This is a genomic window from Saccharobesus litoralis, from assembly GCF_003063625.1.
Classification (GTDB): Bacteria; Pseudomonadota; Gammaproteobacteria; order Enterobacterales; family Alteromonadaceae; genus Saccharobesus; species Saccharobesus litoralis.
Window position 1 is genome coordinate 2,539,928 of record NZ_CP026604.1, and the last position, 21,798, is coordinate 2,561,725.

At 41.9% G+C, this 21,798-nt stretch carries 20 protein-coding genes; 6 read left to right on the forward strand and 14 right to left on the reverse strand.

Going from position 1 to position 21,798, the window contains the following annotated elements; all coding sequences use genetic code 11:
- Positions 1-527: 527 nt before the first annotated feature.
- The 4 genes from C2869_RS08935 to pepQ all read right to left on the reverse strand — a co-directional run bounded on the left by C2869_RS08935 (position 528) and on the right by pepQ (position 5,233).
- Complete coding sequence (locus C2869_RS08935) at positions 528-1,208, reverse strand: DJ-1/PfpI family protein (RefSeq protein WP_159084107.1); 681 nt, start codon at positions 1,206-1,208, stop codon at positions 528-530.
- A gap of 344 nt (positions 1,209-1,552) precedes the next feature.
- Positions 1,553-3,004, reverse strand: coding sequence for a TrkH family potassium uptake protein (locus C2869_RS08945; protein ID WP_108602611.1), 1,452 nt, complete (start codon positions 3,002-3,004; stop codon positions 1,553-1,555).
- Between the two features lie 25 nt (positions 3,005-3,029).
- Entirely contained in the window at positions 3,030-3,635 is a 606-nt protein-coding gene (locus C2869_RS08950) for a YigZ family protein (RefSeq protein WP_108602612.1), read from the reverse strand.
- 272 nt (positions 3,636-3,907) lie between these two features.
- Positions 3,908-5,233 carry a Xaa-Pro dipeptidase gene (pepQ, locus tag C2869_RS08955; protein ID WP_108602613.1) on the reverse strand — a complete coding sequence of 442 codons (1,326 nt, stop codon included), beginning with the start codon at positions 5,231-5,233 and terminating at the stop codon, positions 3,908-3,910.
- 213 nt (positions 5,234-5,446) lie between these two features.
- On the opposite strand from pepQ, the gene C2869_RS08960 reads away from it, so the two are divergent.
- Entirely contained in the window at positions 5,447-5,830 is a 384-nt protein-coding gene (locus C2869_RS08960; protein WP_108602614.1) for a diacylglycerol kinase, read from the forward strand.
- A 19-nt stretch (positions 5,831-5,849) separates the two neighbouring features.
- Here the strand turns inward: C2869_RS08960 and C2869_RS08965 are convergent, their stop codons facing one another.
- From C2869_RS08965 to C2869_RS08980, 4 genes are read right to left on the reverse strand one after another with little or no spacing between them, the layout of a single operon-like run.
- Entirely contained in the window at positions 5,850-6,377 is a 528-nt protein-coding gene (locus C2869_RS08965; RefSeq protein ID WP_108602615.1) for an RNA methyltransferase, read from the reverse strand.
- Positions 6,374-7,297, reverse strand: coding sequence for a sulfite exporter TauE/SafE family protein (locus tag C2869_RS08970; RefSeq protein ID WP_108602616.1), 924 nt, complete (start codon positions 7,295-7,297; stop codon positions 6,374-6,376). The genes C2869_RS08965 and C2869_RS08970 overlap by 4 nt, the downstream gene beginning before the upstream one ends.
- A 30-nt stretch (positions 7,298-7,327) precedes the next feature.
- A complete protein-coding gene (locus tag C2869_RS08975; protein WP_108602617.1) occupies positions 7,328-8,554 on the reverse strand; it encodes a hypothetical protein in 1,227 nt (408 codons plus the stop codon).
- Positions 8,555-8,566: 12 nt separating this feature from the next.
- Positions 8,567-8,947, reverse strand: a complete 381-nt coding sequence (locus C2869_RS08980; RefSeq protein WP_108602618.1) for a hypothetical protein — start codon at positions 8,945-8,947, stop codon at positions 8,567-8,569.
- 109 nt (positions 8,948-9,056) lie between these two features.
- Here C2869_RS08980 and ccoG point away from each other — a divergent pair, with 109 nt between their 5' ends.
- Genes ccoG through C2869_RS09000 form a run of 4 tightly spaced genes read left to right on the forward strand, consistent with a single transcriptional unit; the run spans position 9,057 to position 12,692 of the window.
- Positions 9,057-10,490 carry a cytochrome c oxidase accessory protein CcoG gene (gene ccoG, locus C2869_RS08985; protein WP_228710804.1) on the forward strand — a complete coding sequence of 478 codons (1,434 nt, stop codon included), beginning with the start codon at positions 9,057-9,059 and terminating at the stop codon, positions 10,488-10,490.
- A gap of 40 nt (positions 10,491-10,530) precedes the next feature.
- Positions 10,531-11,547, forward strand: a complete 1,017-nt coding sequence (locus C2869_RS08990; RefSeq protein WP_108602620.1) for a serine/threonine protein kinase — start codon at positions 10,531-10,533, stop codon at positions 11,545-11,547.
- A gap of 52 nt (positions 11,548-11,599) precedes the next feature.
- Complete coding sequence (locus tag C2869_RS08995; protein WP_108602621.1) at positions 11,600-12,214, forward strand: thiol:disulfide interchange protein DsbA/DsbL; 615 nt, start codon at positions 11,600-11,602, stop codon at positions 12,212-12,214.
- A 13-nt stretch (positions 12,215-12,227) separates the two neighbouring features.
- Positions 12,228-12,692 (forward strand): DUF523 domain-containing protein, encoded by a 465-nt coding sequence (locus C2869_RS09000; protein WP_108602622.1) that lies wholly within the window; start codon positions 12,228-12,230, stop codon positions 12,690-12,692.
- Positions 12,693-12,793: 101 nt separating this feature from the next.
- Here the strand turns inward: C2869_RS09000 and C2869_RS09005 are convergent, their stop codons facing one another.
- A complete protein-coding gene (locus C2869_RS09005; RefSeq protein WP_108602623.1) occupies positions 12,794-13,867 on the reverse strand; it encodes an MJ1255/VC2487 family glycosyltransferase in 1,074 nt (357 codons plus the stop codon).
- Between the two features lie 20 nt (positions 13,868-13,887).
- A complete protein-coding gene (locus C2869_RS09010) occupies positions 13,888-14,388 on the reverse strand; it encodes a phosphatase PAP2 family protein (protein ID WP_108602624.1) in 501 nt (166 codons plus the stop codon).
- A gap of 174 nt (positions 14,389-14,562) precedes the next feature.
- Between C2869_RS09010 and rraA the strand changes: the two genes are divergently transcribed.
- Complete coding sequence (rraA, locus tag C2869_RS09015; protein WP_108605018.1) at positions 14,563-15,072, forward strand: ribonuclease E activity regulator RraA; 510 nt, start codon at positions 14,563-14,565, stop codon at positions 15,070-15,072.
- 168 nt (positions 15,073-15,240) lie between these two features.
- Here rraA and C2869_RS09020 read toward each other — a convergent pair whose 3' ends face one another.
- From C2869_RS09020 to C2869_RS09035, 4 genes are all read right to left on the reverse strand, one after another.
- Positions 15,241-17,688: an EAL domain-containing protein gene (locus C2869_RS09020; RefSeq protein WP_108602625.1), complete on the reverse strand. Its 2,448-nt coding sequence runs from the start codon at positions 17,686-17,688 to the stop codon at positions 15,241-15,243.
- Between the two features lie 177 nt (positions 17,689-17,865).
- A complete protein-coding gene (locus C2869_RS09025; protein WP_159084108.1) occupies positions 17,866-20,709 on the reverse strand; it encodes an EAL domain-containing protein in 2,844 nt (947 codons plus the stop codon).
- Between the two features lie 223 nt (positions 20,710-20,932).
- Positions 20,933-21,226, reverse strand: coding sequence for a DUF3630 family protein (locus C2869_RS09030; protein WP_159084109.1), 294 nt, complete (start codon positions 21,224-21,226; stop codon positions 20,933-20,935).
- A gap of 215 nt (positions 21,227-21,441) precedes the next feature.
- The gene (locus tag C2869_RS09035) at positions 21,442-21,735 is read right to left on the reverse strand and encodes a hypothetical protein (protein WP_108602628.1); all 294 of its coding nucleotides are present in this window, start codon (positions 21,733-21,735) and stop codon (positions 21,442-21,444) included.
- Positions 21,736-21,798: the final 63 nt, after the last annotated feature.

Here is a 21,798-nt window from a genome sequence, read left to right on the forward strand (position 1 = left end):
GATTCTACATAGTAACGGCTTCGTTACTATGTATAGTCAAAGCGATCGGGTTTTAGGGGAAGCTGTCAAGCTTCGAGATCCCATGAGTATATGCTCTACTATGTGATTGGGGCTGCCTAAAGGGATTTAGGTAGTAGGACGACGCAGGAGCCAAAGTCGAGAGTAAGCGCAGACAATGAACCATAAAATCTGAGCGAGAAGACTATAGTAGCCTTATGTCTCTGTTGATGCATGCTAATACAGGTGCTCAATAGAACAACTTTTGACGAATAATCTATACGTTACATTTAGTCTGGTCTAAGGTCTAACCACTTACAGTGAATGGTTAATGTTATTAACCTTTGCTTTTCCCGATTTTACTTTGATAGCTTGGTATAAATAATCAAAGTTACACGCTTCTTATTACTACTGAAACAGTGTTAACTGTAATCTGCGCTATTTCTGCTTTTTTATCGTGCCACTCATCCATGTCGACAGAACTCGTCGACGAAATTAGGATGAGCAGTGCACAAAAAGTAGAGACATTGTTAGTTTTGATATTCCATGTAACCTTGAGTCGCTTTGCGGATCTCACGCGAGGTGAGTTTTTCAATCATATAGAGGCTCATGTCTATGCCTGCACTTGTTCCCCCGCAGGTAATAACATCTCCAGTATCGACAAAGCGTGAGCCTGTCAGCACTTGGCAGCTAGGGTCTATTTCTGCTAGCCATTCAAAGGCCTGATGGTGTGTCGTGGCTTGGCGGTGTTTTAATATGCCCAATTTGGCTAGTACTACCGCGCCTGTGCAAACGGATAGCACGTATTGCGCTTCGGTCGCTAATCGTTCGATTTGGCGCAATAGGCGTTTATTTTTTAATACTTGTTTTACGCCATCGCCGCCAGGGATTAGTAGTAAGTCAGTTGTTTGGACTTCGTCTAAGGCAACGTCAGGGCTAATGCTCAGACCATTTTTGGCCACGACACTATCACCACATAAAGATGCTGTTTGTACTTTAAATAGTTTGTTATTGTTGAGTTGGCGCGTAAGTGAGAAAACCTCATAAGGGCCGGCAAAATCTAGTACTTCGACATCATCGAACAAGACTAAGGTTACGGTTTTAATCGCCAACTCCAGATTATCATCGACAAGTGGTTCAATATTTTTGTTGGCGTTGTAAGTTAATTCAGTTTGGATTGCATTGATAAATTCATTGTTTAAGGCGTCCATAATGACACTCCTGATACTCATTGTGCCCGAAAAAATAGAATGCGCGGGCGTGTTAAGCTGCAACTGATGGAAGGTAAGAAGGCGCCATCAGTTCGTTATCGATACTATACGAAAACACTCTGTTTCAACTTGTTTGTACTGTTAAACTTTTTCAGCAAAGTGCTTGGATATAGTTGTAACAAAAACAGTATCGATGACACTATAACTCAATTGGTTAAAAAACACGCTATCTATGCATACGAATGGTATCTAACTTATTGCGTGGTAATTGGCTATAAGTTTGTGTTATTAGCGAAGAATGCTGATAAAAAAAGGTGGGTGATTAAATCTCCCTCAAGGCGAGCTTAGGCTCGCCAAAAGGTCGGGGTAAATAAAACGAGTAATGTGAATATTTCAAGTCGACCAAATACCATGGCGACAACTAAGATCCACTTACTTGCATCAGGTATACTGCCAAAGTTAGCGGCAACCTCACCTAAACCAGGGCCTAAGTTATTTAAGCAGGCTGCGGTTGCTGAGAATGCAGTAATATTATCAAGCCCAGTGCCAAGCAAAGCCAGCATAATGACAATAAAGACAACGGCATAAGCCGCGAAAAAGCCCCAGACAGCGTCTACCACCCTATCTGATAATGCCTTGCCACCTAGCTTAATTGAAAAAACAGCTTTAGGGTGGATCAAGCGGTTTAGTTCGCGTACCCCTTGTAAATACAACAAAAGTACCCGCACCACTTTCATGCCGCCGCCGGTTGAACCGGCACAACCACCAATAAAAGATGAAAATAGCAGCAGTAGTGGTAACAGTAACGGCCAACTCGCAAATGAATCGGTGGCAAATCCGGCCGTAGTGCTAATAGATACGGCTTGAAATAAAGCGTGGTTCATCGCTTCTTCTGGGTTTGCATAGTATTGAGTTTCGAGTAAAACCCAAAAACAGCCTAGGGTTAATATTAACTGAATACCAATAAAAACTTTAAACTCAGGGTCGCGAATGTAGCCCATAATGGAGCGCCCGCGCACGGCTGCATAATGTAATGCGAAATTAATACCGGCGATGATCAAAAAGACGACACAAATAATATTAATAACAGGACTATTGAAATAGCCCATACTCGCATCATGGGTTGAAAAGCCGCCAATGGCGATTGTCGAGAAAGCGTGACAGATAGCGTCGAATAAACTCATGCCAGCAAGCCAATAAGCTGCCGCGCAGACCGTGGTTAGCGTTAAATAAATCATCCATAAATGTTTGGCAGTGTCAGCAATGCGAGGGGTCATTTTGGAATCTTTAACAGGGCCAGGTGTTTCAGCTCGATAAAGCTGCATGCCCCCGATACCTAGCATAGGTAGAATGGCTACGGCTAGTACGATGATCCCCATGCCCCCCAGCCATTGCAGTTGTTGGCGGTAAAACAAAACGGCTTTGGGCAAATAGTCTATCCCCGTAATCACGGTTGCCCCTGTGGTCGTTAAGCCAGAAAAACTCTCAAATATGGCATCAGCTAAATTCATATCCGGAGATTCAAGTAGCATAAAGGGCAAACTACCAAATGCACCCAGTACCACCCAGAACGCGACGACAATCAAGAATCCCTCGCGCGCTTTTAAATCGGCTTTGTGGTGCCGATGCGGGTACCACATAAATAGACCCGCGAAAATACTGAAAACGAAGGCTAATACAAAAGCTAAACCACCGCCGTCTTTATAAATAAGGGAAACAAGCGCTGGTGGGATCATGGTTGAACTAAATAAAGCCACCAAAAGGCCGAGGATACGGATTATAGAGCGGTATTTCATTGGCTAACGCTTTGAGTTATTTTTGTTATGATTTAAGAGCCTTTAACGATAATTGCATATCGCGCAGACGAGTATTTAAATTTTCGCTATTCGTGACACTAAGCGCAAGCTGTAATTGCACTGATTGCGTATATTCTGCATTAACTATCTCGCCATCTTCTTGGGCCAGCCAATATTGAATTTGCTCCCATTGGCTATAACTGCAATCGAGAGTGAATATTTGTTTCTCTACTTTCAGTTGGGTTTGTAAAACCTCAAGCGCTTGTTTTACCCCGCCACCATAGGCTTTAACCAAGCCGCCTGTGCCTAATTTTATACCGCCAGAATAGCGCACAACAACAGCTAGTACATGACCTAACCCTGAACCTTGCAGTACCGCTAACATGGGTTTGCCGGCTGTGCCACTGGGCTCGCCGTCGTCAGAAAATCCATATTGATTGGAGTCATGTGGGGCTCCAGCGACAAAAGCGGAGCAATGATGTCTGGCATCTTTAAACTCTTGCTTAATCTCGGCAATAATTTGTTTGGCTTGCTGGCTATTTTGTACAGGAATGAGTCGTGTGATAAATCGACTTTTTTTAATGGTTTCTTCTACTTCACACGTTGCTGCAGGGACTAAGTATTGACTCATGTAAATTGATAAACAAATACGGCAAGCGCTTAGTTTAACAAAATTATAGTCTTCTCGCTCAGGTCTTATGGTTCATTGTCAGCGCTTACTCTCGACTTTGGCTCCTGCGTCGTCCTACTACCTAAATCCCTTTAGGCAGCCCCAATCACATAGTAGAGCATATGCTCATGGGGTCTCAAAGCTTGACAGCTTTGCTTACATGGATGTAAGTACTTAGGTTTCGTCTGGAACTAGAAACCTGCCCCTAAAACCTGATCGCTTTGACTATATATTTAAGCAAGCCCCGCTTGTCGGGTGAGATTGATAGTGCTGGTTGTTTGTACTAACACATTATCTTCAATGCGGATGCCACCAAAAGGGATAAAGTTGTCTACGCGATCCCAATTAATGTATTTGCCCTGATCTGATTGCTTTAGTTTATTAAGCAGGCTTTCAATAAAATACAAGCCAGGTTCAATAGTGACTAACATCTTGTTTTCTAGCTTACGAGTGGTACGCAAGAATGGATGGTCTTGAGGTGCTGGCATGTGCGTACCGCGGTCGTCAGCCATAAAGCCACCGACATCATGTACTTGTAATCCTAAGTGATGCCCCAAGCCGTGCGGAAAAAAGCTATTGGTGATCCCTTGTTGCAAGCTATCTTTGGCTGAAAGGGTAACAATATCTAATTCGACCAGTAATTCGGCTATTTTAACGTGACATTGATGATGTAAATCGCCAAAGCTGAGGTTGGGTTTGACTAAGTCAATTAATTGTTGCTGTATAGCGGCTAGGCGATTAATGACCTGTTGGAATTCATTGTTTTTATAGCTATAAGTTCGCGTAATATCCGCGGCGTAACCATTAAACATGGCTCCAGCGTCAATTAATAAACTCAATGGGGCTGAGGGAGCTAGCCTTTCATGCTGTGTATAGTGCAATGTCGCAGCGTTTTGGTTAAATGCAATGATATTAGGATAAGGTAAGTCCTGCTCTACCATTTGCCCTGCGGCTAAGTAAGCATAGTGCACATCCAACTCACTTAAGCCATTTAAAAAAGCCTGCTTAGCGGCTAAATGACATTTTACGGCTTTTTCAGTGGCTAACTTGATGCAAGTGACTTCGTAATCAGATTTATATGCGCGATGATAATGAAAGTAATTGAGCACAGGTTCAGGGTTGATTTGCTCAAAACCGAGCGCTTTGGCCACTTCGATATGTTCACCTATATAGGCGTAACGGTCGACAATGCGCGGCAGTAACTTTTCAACCTGATTGGCTTGAGTTAGCACATGGATATCATAAAAATCAGTCCAGTAGTCGTCTTCGAGCGTATCTGTTTTGTGCCAAAAATCATCCGGTTGGTAGTAAATCAGGGTTGGTTTGTCTGTGCCATTTACGATCAACCAGCAGTTCGCTACATTGACGGGTAACCAAGCTTTAAAGTGAGGATTAGCTTTGAAAGGGTAATCTTGGTCATCTAGGAAGTAACGCTTGGTTTGTCCTGAATGGATCACTAACCCATCAACTGGCTCAGTTTGCAATATGTGTTGTACGTGACTTTGCAATTGTGCGACATGTTGTCGATAAGTCTGGGTTAACTGATCTTGTACCTGCATAGTAGCGCCTAGGTTACTGTCCTTTATTATCAGTATATATCCAATATTTCGCATTTACCCAATCAAAGTGGTTGATGGTCGTATGTCATAAAAAAATCACTGGTTTTGCTACGCTCATGTAATTAGACTGCTGGTAAATGCCATTAGGTATACTAGTACTCCGACACAAAAGTTAAGACTAGGTATACGACAAAAGATATAAGTAATAGGATTATGTCAGAGAATTTGAAACCGAATGGTCAGGGACTATCTCGTATCTATCGCGCAACAATCTGTTCAGCGCAAGGTATTCAAGCCGCTTATCAACATGAGGCCGCATTTCGTCAAGAGTTGACCTTAGCGGTTATATTACTGCCAGTCGCATGGTTTACGTCTGCCACTTTCGGCCAGTTCGTCTTGTTGATTGCCAGCTTACTATTTGTTCTGATTATTGAGTTAGTCAATTCCGCCGTAGAAGCGGTTGTTGACCGCATTAGTTTAGAACATAGCGAGCTAGCCGGTAGAGCAAAAGACATGGGTTCGGCTGCAGTCACATTGGCACTGCTAGTTTGCTTCTTGGTGTGGGCTCAGCATTTCTATCGCTTCTTTTTTGCCTAAATAGCTAAGGCACTGCGTTTTAGCGTTTGATTTTATTGTTATTGTCGCGACTGGCTTGAATTAAGGCTTGGCTGTAATCCGCTAAGCCTGATTTGGCTAAACGGTCATAAAGTACAACGTTAACTGTTGCGGCTAAGTTCATACATCCTGTGGTTGGGATGTAAACCACATCATCAACCCAATCCAACACATCTTTGCCGATTGAACCATCCTCAGGGCCAAAAATGTAAAAAGCATTGTCAGGGTGTTGATAGTCAATAAGCGGTGTGGCGCCTTCTATTAATTCGACAGCGACTGTTTTAGCACCTAGCGGGATCACATCGTTTAATTCGGGTACACCCATTAACGGAATGCGTTGATAAACTTTTTGCGTATCGGTGACAAATTCCCTTGCGATTGCGTAACGTCGCCCAGTATAAAATACTGAGTTAACATGATAGCAACCGGCTGCGCGCATGATACTGCCTACGTTTTCAGGGCTTTTCGGGTTGAGTAAACCAATGCAGGAAAATTGATTTATTTTGTTTGGATTTTGCGAGGGACTCATTGCCACCAACTTTTAATTAAATCTGGGATGCCTGACGTACTTATGCCGACGATCAGTATCCATAATGCAAAGAAAATTTTAAGACGTCTTGCGGGTAAGTAAGACACAACTTTTCGACCAGCCACACCACCTAGTAATGCACCAGGACCGGCGAATAATATCACCTGCCAGTAATATTGCGGGTCAATCAACCAATGTTGCACAGTACTCGCCCAGACAGTAAAGGCTGAAACTAACACAGCGGTCGCAACGGCAAAAGCGACTTCATAGCGGCGAATAATTAAATAGATAGCCATTAATTCACCGACCCCAACCGACAACCAAGCTGTGATCAAGCCACCAAAATAACCAATTAAGGCCAGAGCGATTAAATCGATAAATGGCGCTTTTTCTCTCGGTTTACCTTGATGCGCCACATAAACAGAGACGAGTATGCCAATGCCTAGCGCGATAGAAAATAAACTAAAGGACTCGTGCAGTGCTGCTGGTGCGTGAATATTGGATAAATAAGCCGTCCATAAACCGAGTATCGAGGTTAAGCTTGTCACCATAATTATTGGCCAAAAAGATTGCCAAGTCGCCAGTGGTTGAGTTTCTTTTTGGTAACTTCTAAACCAGGCGAGTGCGCCCGCTGTCATGCCAAAGCACTGAATCGAAAAGCTGGTTGCAACGGCTTGTATGTCAGTAAAGCCTAACTGGTTGAACATTGGAATAAATACTACGCCTCCGCCAGCTCCCGTCGCGTTGGCGAAAAGTGCGCCTAAGATGCCAAGAAAGAAAAAAGAAAAATAGTCGCTAATAACAGCCAAATTATCGGGAATTGAAGATAGCGTGATGGTCCACAGGATAAAAAACACGGCCAATACATGACTGCGATTTAAACCCAAAGGCATGTGTTTAATTTTATGAGGTGGTTTCACGCGATATTGTTATTGGCTGAAAATGAATGGTTAATCGCGCATTTTGTACAGGTTTATTCGGGCAAAATCAATGTTTTGCAGTACGTCTAAGCTTACTTGATCAATATTATGAGCCTTTAAAAAGCCATTGGCTTGTTCAGGTTCGATCAGTTTGGCTGATAATAATAAACGAAATGTGGCAAACCCTTGTGCGCGGCGCAATAATAATTGGCGGTCTTCAAAGCCTGATTCACCCTCAAGTGTGGAGACAGCGGGCAAATGTATTAGGTTAAGCGAGTCAATCGCCAGTGTAGTAAAGCTCGGTGCAAAGTGATAAAGCTTATACAAAAGTTCAGAGCCAGGTTCGTAATTATCTAATACAGATAAACGAAAATCATCTTGTAAGGACAAGGCTTTGTTGTATGAAGCTAGTTTGGCGCGTTTGGCTTCGCTGGTATACATATTCAGGAACGCCATATAAGGTAGCGCACTTAGCGCACTGGTTAAAAATAGGTGGTCGCCGTCCAAGCCAAAATGACGAGCAAGTTTATATGCCGCAATAGAACTGAGTTGCTGAAACTTGATTAGGCGATTCCACATATCTTTGGCTAGCCCAGCATGCTGACGATAGTTGTATTCGATTATCAAACGAGGGAATAAACAGCTGGCGTTGGCAACCCCAAGGATATTGATCGCTGATTTTACATCCGTTGCTTCAGGCGCATTAGTGGCTTGTAAGTCTGACCTAACCATCGAATTATTAGCAATACGAATATAGTCTTGGGTTATCCAACTACAGCTTTCAACAATACCTGCAAATTGATTAACCGATAAATGCTCTGCGCCTAGTTCTGAACAAATCACTTTGTAAAAGCCCAAATCTTTATGATTACCAATAAATTTGATGGGTTTATCAAGGACTTTTTCTAAATTATTGCCGAGCATTAAATCGACACTACGATAGGCTGCTTCGATTTTTTCTTGTGCTTGACGTTTTTCAAATTGCCGGCGCTTGATCGCCTCTATTTCAACATCAAGACGTACTCGATTCAGTTCTTCTTGTTCGCTCTCGTCAATAACCGCTTGTTCAGGCGGTTTGCCATAGGCTAAAAAGCGGGTGAGTAACTCGTCAGCCGGTGATTGTTGAAATTCAGGCTGCTCTAATAATTTCATTGAATAGTTGATATGGGTGCGACGTACCTTTTTTAAACTTTCGGGTAACGGCTTGCTGGTATCCCCATCAAATGGAATATCTTCTATTAATGACTTGTCACTCACCTTGTAACCTCATTAGTTAAAACTCAGCACTTGTTGCATACTATTAATTTTAGTGCAAACCTGCTCTTTACTCTTGTCTCTTAGCACAGGATGTAAGTAGCTGTTACCACACCATTCTTTTTGAAAATCCAGTACAGCCTGACGACTCGTCACCATTTCTTCAAGAAATATTTCTTCCATCTTGTTCATATCAGCAATGCTGTCCAATAACACACTTTTTAACTGATTGACTGACAAGGTTTTAAACTTGGGGGCGTTGGACTGCGCGGTAGCGATGGCTTCCCCTTTGGCCATTGCGATATAGTTTTCAATTTGTTGGCGTATATCTGGGTCTTTCCATGCGTAATGCGCTCCGGCTAAGACTACAACCCAAAATAAGAGTTTCTTTAGCATATTGTTATGTATTCACTGTTTAGTTCATGATCTTACGCATGTTTTACACGAATAGACATTCATTATGTGCCTTCCTTCGCGCTATACTATTCTCGTCCCTAGATAAAAATTGAGCCATCTTATCGTGCAAGACAATGACGTTGTTAAGCCACAAAAAATAAAAATCCACCAGCCTAAACATGCGGGTTCTGAGCGATTGAGCTCTCGCAATCGTATATACGTTCGCGCCGTTCAAGGTTTATATCAAACGGTTCGGCGCCGCATGGGCATGGTCTTTATGGCTGCGTTTATGTTACTGCCATGGTTACAATACAATGGTCAGCAAGCCATATTATTTGATCTAGCCGAGCAGAAATTCAACATATTTGCGATATCTCTTTGGCCGCAAGACTTAATGTTGTTGGCTGCACTGTTTATTATTGGCGCTTTTGCCTTATTTTTTGTCACCACATTTATTGGTCGAGTATGGTGTGGCTATTTGTGTCCACAAACCGTTTGGACCTTTATTTTTATTTGGTTTGAGGAAAAACTAGAAGGGTCTCGCCATCAACGAATGAAGTTGGACCAAGCGCCATGGAGTGTTAATAAAATCGCGCGCAAAACCGCTAAACACACCTGCTGGATTTTATTTTCTTTGTATACCTCAATAACCTTTATTGGTTACTTTACGCCTGTAGATGCTCTATTCATCGACTTTTTTACCTTGAGTGCAGGGTGGGCGTTATCGGGTTGGATATTGTTTTTTACCTTTTGTACCTATGGTAATGCCGGATGGATGCGCGAAATTATGTGTACGCACATGTGCCCCTATGCGCGTTTTCAGTCGGCTATGTTTGATAAAGATACCTTTACGGTTTCTTATGATGTTGCGCGTGGAGAAAAACGTGGCCCCAGAGGACGCAAACAAAAACCGCAAGATCTGGGGTTAGGTGATTGCATTGATTGTAACCTATGCGTACAAGTGTGCCCAACAGGCATTGATATTCGCAATGGCTTGCAGTATGAATGTATTAACTGTGGCGCTTGTATAGATGCTTGTGACGGCGTCATGAGTAAAATGAATTATAAAAAAGGGTTAATTAGCTATACAACAGAACATGAATTAGCTGGCGGCAAAACGCATATTTTTCGCGGTAAGCTTTTAGGTTACGCCTTGGTTTTAGTAACCATGATGGGCTTGTTTGCTTATGAATTAGCCACGCGGGTGCCAATGGATTTGGATATTATTCGAGATAGAGGGCGTTTGTATAAAGAGCTATTTACTGGCGAAATGGAAAATGCCTACACGCTTAAATTACTTAATAAGTCGCAATTAACGGCAACTTTTAGTGTGACAACGGCTAATCTGCCCAATGCTAAATGGAAGGGAGACAAGCAAATTCAAATCAAAGGCGGAGACGTTGCCGTGCTACCGATTAGTTTGATTGCCGATCCTTACGATTTAGATCAGCAAATTACCGCCTTTGATTTTGTGGTCACCGCTAACTTTTCTGATGGTGAACGTGTTAGCATGACGCAAGAAAGTCGATTTGTTAAACGCTAATCTGCGCGCTTGGGTGTTCAGTTTAGCTTGCGAGGTTTAAGTGAATACTCAAGATCCCACCGAATTTGCGTTTGGTTCCTTATCACCGGACTTGATTTTAGATGCGATAGAGTCGATTGATTTGCGTGTCGAGTCAGGTTTACTGGCGCTGAATAGTTATGAAAATCGGGTATACCAGTTTAGAGGCTTAACGTTTGATGCCTTGCGAGAGCAAAAGTATGTGGTTAAGTTTTACCGGCCACTACGCTGGACTGACCAACAAATACAAGAAGAGCATGATTTTGCTTTTGCACTGCAAGACGCAGAAGTACCGATTATTGCGCCATTGCAATTCAATAACCAGAGTTTACATCACTACCAAGGCCACCGATTTGCTATATACCCTTGCCGCGGTGGTCGCGCCTTTGAAAATGATAATTTAGATCACCTTGAATGGATGGGGCGTTTTATTGGTCGTATTCATATGGTGGGGCAGGCTTTTGACTTTAAGTACCGACCGGAAATTAATAGTCAGGTATATTTGCATACAGCCAAGCAACACATTGTTGATTCGCAGATGATCCCGCCACAATTAGAAACGTCTTTCTTTACCATTTTAGATATGGTGATAGAAAAAGCACAAGGTCTTTATCAACCTCAAACTAATCGTGCGTTAAGCTTGCACGGTGATTGCCATGCCGGCAATATTTTATGGACAGACGATGGTCCGCATTTTGTCGATTTAGATGACGCGCGAACCGGGCCCGCAGTTCAAGATTTATGGATGATGCTGTCGGGTGACCGCCAACAGCAAGAATTACAATTGGATACCATGATTGGCGGCTATGAAGAGTTTTGTGACTTTGATGTCAGTGAACTCAAACTGATTGAACCGCTGAGAGCTTTACGCATGGTGCATTACATGGGGTGGATCGCCAATCGTTGGCAAGACCCAGCTTTTCCGCGTAATTTTGCTTGGTTTCAAGAGGCAAAATACTGGGAACAGCAAATACTCGCGTTAAAAGAACAATACGCTGAGTTAAACGAAAAACCAATCCGCTTGCTGTCAGGCATGTAATTAATTACTCTAGGCATATAACAAGCTAAATGCTTATAACACAGGATATAAAATGAAAAAAATTGCTCTTGCCTTTATTGTTGCTATTTTCTTGCCATTGCAAGCTTGCGCTGACACTTTTCAAGAAGGTAAACATTACGAAGTCTTAGATTTTCCAGCTACTAAAACGCCAGAAGTCACTGAGTTTTTCTCTTTCTATTGCGGTCACTGTTTTCAATTCGAACCGTTAATTGGCTCGTTAAAGAAAAGTCTTAAGCCTGGAGTTAAATTTAAAAAGAGTCATGTTGACTTTGTTAGAGGCCCTGAAAAAGCCGATTTGTTGACTAAAGCTATGATCGCGGCTGAGTTACTTAAAGTGGAAGACAAAGTCATTCCTAAACTGTTTAATGCTATTCATGTCATTGGTAAAGGTCGAGCGATTTTAACTGAAACGACAGTGCGTGGTATTTTCTTAGATGCGGGTGTTGAACCTAAAAAGTTTGAAGGCGCTATCAATAACTTTATGGTGGTTGGCCAAGTTCAACAAATGAAACAAGCGCAGAAGAAAATGAATATTCGCAGTGTGCCAACAGTGATTGTTAACGGTAAATACAAAGTGATTTCGAAAGAATTAAAATCAGAAACAGATTATATTGCGCTGGTTAATCACCTTACGACACTAAAATAAAACATTAAAATAAATGACATCTAAGGTACTTGTTAGTGCCTGTTTGCTTGGTCAGCCTGTACGCTATGATGGGCAGGCCAAGCCAGTTCATCATCCTTTTCTTGAAACCTTACAGCAACGTAATCTTATCATTCCCTTTTGCCCAGAGTGTGCGGGTGGTTTACCTACGCCTAGACCGGCAGCAGAAATACAGCCTGATGGCTCGGTAAAAACGCAACGAGGAGGCGATGTCAGCGCGCAATTTCAACTAGGTGCTGAGCTTGCATTAAAACTTTGTCAGCAAAACGCGATCCAATTTGCCATTCTTAAAGAAAGTAGCCCTTCGTGTGGTAGCAACTGGATTTACGACGGCAATTTTTCCGCGGTTAAAATAGCGGGTAAAGGATTAACTGCAAAACTGCTTAGTCAACACGGCATTAAAGTCTTTAGTGAAGAAAATTTACAACAATTGATGTTAGAAATGAACTTAATGAAATGACTGAAGTCATACCTTTTAACTTTGTTGTTTTATGTGTACTTAGTTGTCTCCATGTTGTCTTTGCCCGATACTGCACAAGTAGTAGCGGGCTTTTTTTTACCCTAAGCGGCTTTTATACGGGCTAAATGATCAGACACAGCTTGTGGAAAATCCACTTGTGACCATAGTTTATCTTTTAAAGGCTGAATATTGTCCCATTCACCTTTTAATATCCATTCGGCGAAAGGTTGTGGGTTGCTTGGAAAGCGAACCTTACCAGAGTAGCTTTTTTGCAGCCAAGACTCGATTGCATCCATATCAAGATCATCAATGACGTCGGCTAGGCCAAGTAACGCTAGCGTATGGGCGTTACTGCTTTGCTCAAATTGCCCAGATAAAGGTTTGAGTAACAGCTGTTTTCCGTAAGTAATGCACTCACTGGATAATTCAAAACCGGCGTTAGCGATCACGGCTTTGGCTGTTGCTAAGTCGTATTTAAAGGTCTCACGTGACAAAGGTTTAAAAATGATGTTGTCCAACTCCAAATGTTCAGCATCTGGGTGGTAGCAACAAAATTCGTAGTCACTTAAACCGGTTAATATGGACGTGACAAATTCTAATGATTCAAATGGCAAATAGACTAATATGCGTCGTGAACTACTATTGAGCAGCTCGCTTTCTGCCATGGGTTCAATGAAAGGTGGAATAATGTTGTAGCCAAAGTGATACCAATGCACACCCAGTTGAATATCTGATGGAGCAAAGTGACGCAAAATGGCCTTATCAACTAGGCTCATACCTTTACTGGGAATGGGGCGCAAAAACGATGCTTGGTGACTAACAGACATACAGGGCACTTTTTGCCGTTTGGCTGCCCAAGCACTAATAGGTTCGAAGTCGTTGATAATCAAGTCATAGCTGGATACATCTAAGCTTTTTACATCTTGAACAAATTGATTGAGCTTTAATTGGCGCAGTGTTTCAAGGTGTTTAACTTTACCATTCGCGCTGATAAAGGAAATGCCGGTGCGAGTTCGATAGTCACCAAATACTTGCATATCGAAGTATTTCTCTGGCGGGCGGCCAGAGAATAAATAATCCACATCGGCGTCCATGGTACTAAATTGTTTAGCCATAATGCGGGCTCGGCTAATATGGCCATTACCCGTGCCTTGCACGCCATATAAAATTTTCATGAATACGATCCTTTAGCAAACTAGATCAATTGAATGCTTAACCAAGCACAGCTCATACCAAGAGCGGCTCCACAAAACACATCAGAAGGGTAATGCACCCCGAGTAATACTCGCGATAAACCGATTAAGCAGGCCCAAGCAAAAATAAAAGGCGTTAAAAAGGGCCAGTAAAAACTAATTACGGTTGCCATAACAAAGGCGGCTGCGGTATGCCCAGAAGGTAAACTGAATTTGTCAGAAGGTACGATATGAGCACTGATAATGACATCAGACGGTCGTCCCCGTTTAAATACGTTTTTTAGGATAATGTACAGCGGCAATTCAAACGCAAAGGCTTGCAATCCGGTTGCAACAAAAGCATGTCCTTGTTCAGCGAAAAAAAACAGAATGATAGCGGCGAACGTATAAATTGGGCCGTCACCAGTTTTTGAAATTTGTTTAACCCAAGACATTGAACGATTTTGCGTTCTAGCAAAAAGCCAGTAAAACAATTGGGTATCTGCGTTTGTGACTATATTCATCTATTTAATAGGCTTGTCTGTCATTATCGACTATAGAGTAGGCCCTTTATATGACGAATTATTGACCGAAAGGCTGCAAAATGATGACATCAACATGCGTGCGATATCGATATGGTGTTTTTGATAGACGGCAGCATTAGTTGCGATATACTGTTGAAAAAAAAGGTGTTTGCTATGGAATACAGTACCTCAGAGTTATGTGATCTCTATACAGATATGGTTGATGTGGTTGAGCCCATATTCAGTCATTTCGGCGCGTTATCGGCATTTTCAGGTGCGTTAGTTACCGTTAAATGTTTTGAAAGTAACGGTTTAATTAAAAATGTATTGCAACAAGATGGTCAAGGCCAAGTCTTACTTATTGATGGCGGTGGCTCAATTCGCCGTGCATTAATTGATGCGGAGATAGCTGAATTAGCTGCGAGCAATAATTGGGCTGGTATTGTTTGTCATGGTGCGGTACGCGATGTTGACCTAATTGAAGAAATAGAGATAGGCATTATGGCTTTAGTGTCTATTCCTGTCGGTGCTGATGATGATACTTATGGTGAAGAGAATATCCCAGTTAACTTTGCTGGGGTGAGTTTTTTACCACAAGACATGCTATACGCAGACTCAACTGGCATTGTTTTGTCGGCAGAAGCGCTTGAACTGGTTGAAGACGACGAAAGCGAAGACGAGTAAGCAGACCAATTGTTCTATTTATAGTCTTCTCGCTCAGGTCTTATGGTTCATTGTCAGCGCTTACTCGCCCCAATCACATAGTAGAGCATATGCTCATGGGGTCTCGAAGCTTGACGGCTTCCCCTAAAACCTGATCGCTTTGACTATATCAAGAATTAAGCCTTAAACCTATAGCGGGTTATAAGGCTTAAATTCTATGGTTTGTTGCTGCTTCTGTTTTTGTTTCTGCTGCCATTGCTGAGTCCAACTGACAAAACCCGCTAAATCAAATGGCTGACTGTATAAAAAGCCTTGTGATAAGTTGCAGCCCATGCGACGCAGCTTGTCTTCGACTTCTTCATCTTCCACACCCTCTGCAACGACATCTAATCCTAGGTTACGCCCCACATCGACAACAGTGTTGACTATGGTTTTAGCTGTATCGCCTTCTGTTAAACTTTTGACAAAGCTGCGGTCGACTTTCAGGCCCTTAAGAGGCAGTTCTCTAATTAATCCCAAGGCACTCAAGCCAGTACCAAAGTCATCAATTACCGTGTGCACACCAAGTTTATCTAAGCGAATTATCGCGTCATGTGCTTGTTGCGGATCCGCTGTAATAGCCCCTTCACGGATCTCTAATATCAGTTTATTTGCCGCTACATTCGCTTTATTGAGTTGTCCGGCAATAAAATCAATAAGCTCATGTTGCAATAGATCACGATTGGATATGTTGACCGAAATTTGACATTGAATATTCGCTTGCTGCCATTTGGCTAATTCTTGAATAGCTGCGCTTAATACCCAACGTGTAAGACCGTAGATGACGCCGGTTTTTTCTGCAACGTGAATAAAATCTTGTGGTGAAATTAAACCGCGCTGTGGGTGGCGCCAGCGAATAAGGACTTCACCAGCCACGACTTTACGATAATTGATTTCAACAATCGGGTGCACCATGAGTTTCAGTTGATCGTCATTAATGGCTTGTTTTAACTCGAGTGCAAGTTGTTTTTGTTCAGGGGTGATGGGCTCTTGCTCTGGGCTGAACTCGGTTAATAATTGATTGGTTTGGCTACCATAATCCAGAGCAGTTTGAGCTGAGTTTAATAGGGCTGTTAAATCTTTGCCATCGTTCGGGTAATACGCAGCACCTAAGCTAATATCATTTTCAACAATAATACCATCCATTGAAATCGGCTCTGGTAACTGCTGACGTAATTGTAGCGATAAGTTTTCCAGTAAATGACTTTGTTTTGAAACATCTAACAAAAAGGCAAATCTCACGCCGTTTAACGCTGCTAGAGCTAATTTCTCTTGTGCTTGATTTTGTTCAATACAAATGACTTCTTGGCGCTCTAATAGCAAGCGATTTAGACGACGAGCCATTTGAAGTAATACCATGTCGCCAGTGCTAAACCCGAGTGTGTGATTAAGCTGGGCAAAGTTATTTATTCTAATTACCACTAACGCAATTTCGTGATTTTTATTGGCTTGCGTGAGTTGTTGAAAGTGCTTTTCTAAAGCCAGTTGGCTCGGTAGCCCAGTCAATTTATCATGCAGGGCTGCATACTGTAATGATGCGTCTTTCACTCGGCGATTTTGTGCATGCAATACGGTTGAACGCAGTTGGCCAACATGACGTTCAGCTAGGCTTAAGGCCATGCTAAATATATGCAGGGTTATAGCCGCAGGCAGTAAGAAATTAACCGACCAATTAACCGGTAAAATGCTGATCATCAACATAAAGCCAATCGCAAATGAAAATAGTAGCCAGCTACTTAAATAACCGCGTTGTGAGTTTTTTCCTTGTTTAAGTGGGCTAGATAGGTAACTAAAATAGCTGCATATTAATGAACTAACTAAACAGGCAGCAAAGGAAAGATAGTAAGCATAAAGTGTCGGCAGTAAAATTGTGCAAATAGCGATAGCAGCTAGAACCACAATTAAGATATTAAAAAAGCGACGATAACGTTGAATGTTTTGCTTAAAAACTAAAACCGTTTTGCTTAAGCCCACAAAACATAACATCATGAGCACAATGGATAAGCTATATAAACTGCTACTGGCCACGCCTTGCGGTAAACCAAACCAAGTGTTCAGTAAGCCGGAATGTAAGCTAATAAATAACAAGGCCGTAACGCTTAACGCGGTAAACCAATATTGCATGGTTTGTTGCCACCAACTGCCACTAATCAAAGCGTAAGTTGCTAGCACAACCAGAATGGTGACAATAATGCCCCATACCCAAGTTTGATGTTGTTGCAAACTGACTAGTTGCTCAGCTGACAATAGATAAATTTGGCTGAAAACCGGTAGGCGGGATGTTAATTGGAGTGTCGCGGTTGTTTCTGGCGTCAGTTTGTATACTTGTCCCAACGCGCCTTTAAGCGGGGTGACATGTTGCGGGACGTTAATTTGTATTTTAGGGCTTGATACATAAAGAAATTGCTGTTCGGGCTGAGGTGAAACTTGTACGTTTTGTGAGACATTAGGTGCGAAACGGATACCGTTTTCGATTGTTTGCCATGACTCAATATCGGTTTTTACACTCAAATTGGCAAGTGTATTGGCGCTAAAGGATACCCCGACAAGCAGCAGAAAAAAGCGCAAGCATAAATCATAGAAGCGGCTGCAACTCATATTGTTAAATTCCTCAGCAAGGCGACTGAATAAATGTGGCGACTAAGCTCTTTTTGAATCATTAGTTAGCCTAGCGTAATTTTATTTATAGTAAAGCTTTCAATAGCTTATCAATAGACGACGATAAGGGCTACGGGCTAATGTGTAATTATGCTAACAATTTCACGCTCTAACTGTTTATAAGTCTTTGAGGTGGTCAATAGGTTTCGGCTTGTTAACGAAGTAACCCTGAGCGTAGTCTACGCCTATCGCTTTTAAATCAAGTAAGATCTCTTCTGACTCGACAAACTCAGCTATGGTTTTCATGCCTATGGCTTTAGCCACTTCATTAATCGACTTAACCATAGCGTGATCAATGGGATCAATAAGCATGTCTTTAACAAAGGCGCCATCAATTTTAAGATAATCAACAGGAAGATTTTTTAAATAACCGTACGAGGAAAAACCGCTGCCAAAATCATCAAGCGAGAAGCGACAACCTAAATTGCGGAATGTTTTAATAAAGGCGAGAGTCTTATCAAGCTGAGTAATAGCAAGGCTTTCGGTTATTTCAAAGCATATTTTTTCGTAGGGAACTTGATATGTTTCAAAGGCATTCAAAATGTAAATTTGCATATCATCGTCGGCTAACGAAGGACCGGATAAGTTAATGGCGCATTTTCCGACTTTTTCTAGGTGTTCGGGGTTAGCTTGAAGCCAACTAAAGTAATGATTAATAACCCATTGGTCGATTTGCGCCATTAAGTTATAACGTTCCGCGGCTGGCAAGAAGAGACCTGGCGGTATGCGCTCGCCATTTTCACCCTGCATACGAATTAATAATTCGTAATGAAATTTATCATGCTCGGCGATAGGCATAATCATTTGGAACTCTAAGAAAAATCTATCTTCTTCCAATGCTTTATTTATTTGAGTGACTTGCTCCATTTCTGCGTGATGGCGTTTCACATCTTCATCTGATTCAGTGTAAGAATGGATGCGATTGCGACCTTTCTCTTTAGCGGTGAAGCAGGCTGTATCGGCAATACTTAATACTTCATCAATGGAGTGATTGTTTTCATTAACTTCAACCATGCCAATGCTCACGCCGACCGTGAATACCCGACTATCCCAAACAAAACGGAACTCTTGTACCACTTGTTTAATTTGATATGCAATTACAAAGGCGGCGTCACCAATGCAATTTTCTAATAGCACGCCAAATTCATCGCCACCGAGGCGGGCTATAACACCTTTATCGTCTACGACATCGCGCATTTCATCGGTTAGTTGTCTCAATAAAATATCGCCAGCTTTATGACCACAAGTATCGTTGACGACTTTAAATTGGTCTAAATCCATGTACAGCAAGGTGTGTGAGACATTGGGCTTACATTCACATAAGGCCGTATTTAAGCGTTTCTCAAACTCTCGGCGATTATAAATACCGGTTAACGCGTCATGTGTCGCCATGAATTCAAGTTGCTTTTCAGCACGCTTTTTCTCGGTAATATCAATAATCGAACCGATAAGAACATTGCCATCAATAGTATTGGGTTGATAGCGTAAGTTGATTGACACCCATATATTACGACCATCACGCCGCCGCCACTGAGCTTCGTAACCTATCATGGTGCCCAATTCTTTAGCTTGCTTTACCAGTTGTTCTCGTGCGGTTACGTCAAGATAGAAGTGCGCCATATTGGTGTCTTCAGCCAAAAGCTCTTCTATTGTGTTGTATTTTAATAGTTCGACAAATGCTTTATTACCACGCACAATTCGGCCATCTTCCGTTGTTGTGTAATGCGCCTCAACAGCATGTTGGTATATATCGTGAAACATTTGATAATGGCGCATGGCTTTATCTTGCGCTGCTACTATTTGAATTCGCGCTAAACGCACACGGCCCATTAAGGCGTGAAATATAACGATAAAGCTGGCTAGCTGCCCCAACATAAAGGCGTATTCTGTGAGCATACTTCTTTCAATTAGGCCAGAGCGGTTGCCAACCATGATTAGCACACCACAAGAGAAAATTAGCCAGCCAATTAAGAAGCGTTTACTGCCATCGACTTGGCGTTTAACCGCGTCAATTGCAACGTAAATAGACGTAAAACAGACGACAACGGCGAGTACCATGCCGACAATGACGCGTTGGATATGTGGCATAAAGCCAGAAGCAAAGGCTAAAATCAGCGATGACACTAATAAAATACGGAGCAAACGGTATATGTAGAAGTGCTGTTGTTTAATTCGCAGGAACTTTATATTGAATAAACAGAGGGCGGCTAAGGCTAACCCCATAAACAATATAATCAGGTATTCGCTGGCTTCAGGCGTTGAAATCCAAATGAACTGATGCCCAAAGCCTTTTAAGGCGATATAGAATACGAAAAAACACAATGCGTAAATTGAGTAATAGACATAAGCGGTATCTTTTACCGCAGTAAATATAAATAGTGAGTACAAACTTACGGCAATGATGAGCCCTGACAATAGGCTAATAATGGCGATGGAGTATGATTCAGCTTCGTTAAATGCATTTTCTTGCCAAATCGTCATTGGTAATTGAATGAAGCCATCATTGGTTACCCGTACGTAAATTTCAGCTTGTTGTTGAGCTTGCAGAGTAAATGGAAATACAAAATTACGATTACGTACGCTTCGTTCGTCTACAGGAACATGTATACCTGAGCGGCCAAGGTATTTTATTTGACTGCCGTCGTCTGAAACTAAATAGGTCGTGACTTCATCTAGCACAGGCAGCGCAATATTGAGATAGCGGTCAAGTCGACTAATACTGGTATTTTTAACTTTAAACTTTATCCAATAGGCATTATCGGAGCTGTTAAGCGATAAAGTTTTATTTTGGTTGTGTTGCCAATGGATATGCCGGCTATTTTTAAGTAGCTGGTCGATGGACAGTTCAGGATCGGCTTCAACATATGAGATTTGTTTATTTATGGCAAACTTGGTTTGCGTTTGGCTTAATTCAGCAATAGGTTGCTCAGCCAGTGCTTTAGCCGTGAATAGGCAAAGCAAAACAAGCTTGCTAAAAAATACCAGCAAAAAAATAAACTTATGTTTCATAAAAGCTAAGCGCAATCGAACTCTGGAGATAGTTTTGATTAGATTATGAAAAAATCACTACAGTAGGCAATGATAGCACAGAGTGGCTTATTTACTCAGCTTTAGGAACATTTATATTAGAAAAAATAAATATTTAAGTTACAAAAAAACAAACTTTTTATTACTTTAGTTTGCGTTACAAGCCAAGTTTTATCGCATTGTAAGTGACTTTATCGTCTGTTTCGAACCAAAACGATGTGGTTAGCAATTCTACATGGAACTGAGCCGTTAACCCAGCCAAGTCTAGTCGCCATGTAAATCGATCGGCACCATACATAAACTCGACAATAGAAAAACCATTCTGGATTAAAAAAGCTTCTACTGGTTGCTGCAGTTCATCCCAATCTGGTGGGCTTGTGACTTGTAGTTCAATAATGTATTCGTTAGTACTTTCTTGACTGCTGTAGGCTTGTATATTTAATGGCTGCACACTTTGCCCTATCCGTTAATTTATCTCGGGCATATCATACTTTAAGTTGGCTGGCGGCGTTAGAATTGATTTTCTTCTGACTAGCAGTTGGTTGACTGCGTGTTGTGCTAGGTCATGCTTTTAGCAACGCGATTGACGTTACAGTATTGAAATGGTCGTTACTTGTGATACCCCCCAGATTTCGAGAGCTAAACGTAAAATCGGTATCGTTATGATCACAGCCATTGGCTGTTGGCCTTTTCGTTCATTCGACTTGGCAATGTGACTAAATAACCGACCGCACAGAAGCAACTTAAGGTTAGTAAACTACCAGCAAACCAGCCTAAAAAACGGATTGCGCAACTTGCGGCTAACACTAGTAAGACAAACCCAGTCAATTGATAAAGGCGGGATGGAATACTCGCCAGTGCGACACGCGGACTTAATGGCAGCTCTTTGCTAGCAATTGCAAAACAAATAACTGAGATTAAACAAAGAATATTAGTCGCGGTTAACAGAAATAAAGACATGTGTTTGCCTTGTTGATTAAAACGTAAGGCAAGATTAGCAGGTAACCACCACTTTGTAAATGA

Excerpts from the sequence above, each read along its gene's own strand:
- C2869_RS08935 (WP_159084107.1), bottom strand. The coding sequence starts at position 1,208 with ATGGACGCCTTAAACAATGAATTTATCAATGCAATCCAAACTGAATTA.
- C2869_RS08945 (WP_108602611.1), bottom strand. The coding sequence starts at position 3,004 with ATGAAATACCGCTCTATAATCCGTATCCTCGGCCTTTTGGTGGCTTTA.
- C2869_RS08950 (WP_108602612.1), bottom strand. The coding sequence starts at position 3,635 with ATGAGTCAATACTTAGTCCCTGCAGCAACGTGTGAAGTAGAAGAAACC.
- pepQ (WP_108602613.1), bottom strand. The coding sequence starts at position 5,233 with ATGCAGGTACAAGATCAGTTAACCCAGACTTATCGACAACATGTCGCA.
- C2869_RS08960 (WP_108602614.1), top strand. The coding sequence starts at position 5,447 with ATGTCAGAGAATTTGAAACCGAATGGTCAGGGACTATCTCGTATCTAT.
- C2869_RS08965 (WP_108602615.1), bottom strand. The coding sequence starts at position 6,377 with ATGAGTCCCTCGCAAAATCCAAACAAAATAAATCAATTTTCCTGCATT.
- C2869_RS08980 (WP_108602618.1), bottom strand. The coding sequence starts at position 8,947 with ATGCTAAAGAAACTCTTATTTTGGGTTGTAGTCTTAGCCGGAGCGCAT.
- C2869_RS08995 (WP_108602621.1), top strand. The coding sequence starts at position 11,600 with ATGAAAAAAATTGCTCTTGCCTTTATTGTTGCTATTTTCTTGCCATTG.
- C2869_RS09000 (WP_108602622.1), top strand. The coding sequence starts at position 12,228 with ATGACATCTAAGGTACTTGTTAGTGCCTGTTTGCTTGGTCAGCCTGTA.
- C2869_RS09005 (WP_108602623.1), bottom strand. The coding sequence starts at position 13,867 with ATGAAAATTTTATATGGCGTGCAAGGCACGGGTAATGGCCATATTAGC.
- C2869_RS09010 (WP_108602624.1), bottom strand. The coding sequence starts at position 14,388 with ATGAATATAGTCACAAACGCAGATACCCAATTGTTTTACTGGCTTTTT.
- rraA (WP_108605018.1), top strand. The coding sequence starts at position 14,563 with ATGGAATACAGTACCTCAGAGTTATGTGATCTCTATACAGATATGGTT.
- C2869_RS09020 (WP_108602625.1), bottom strand. The coding sequence starts at position 17,688 with ATGAGTTGCAGCCGCTTCTATGATTTATGCTTGCGCTTTTTTCTGCTG.
- C2869_RS09035 (WP_108602628.1), bottom strand. The coding sequence starts at position 21,735 with ATGTCTTTATTTCTGTTAACCGCGACTAATATTCTTTGTTTAATCTCA.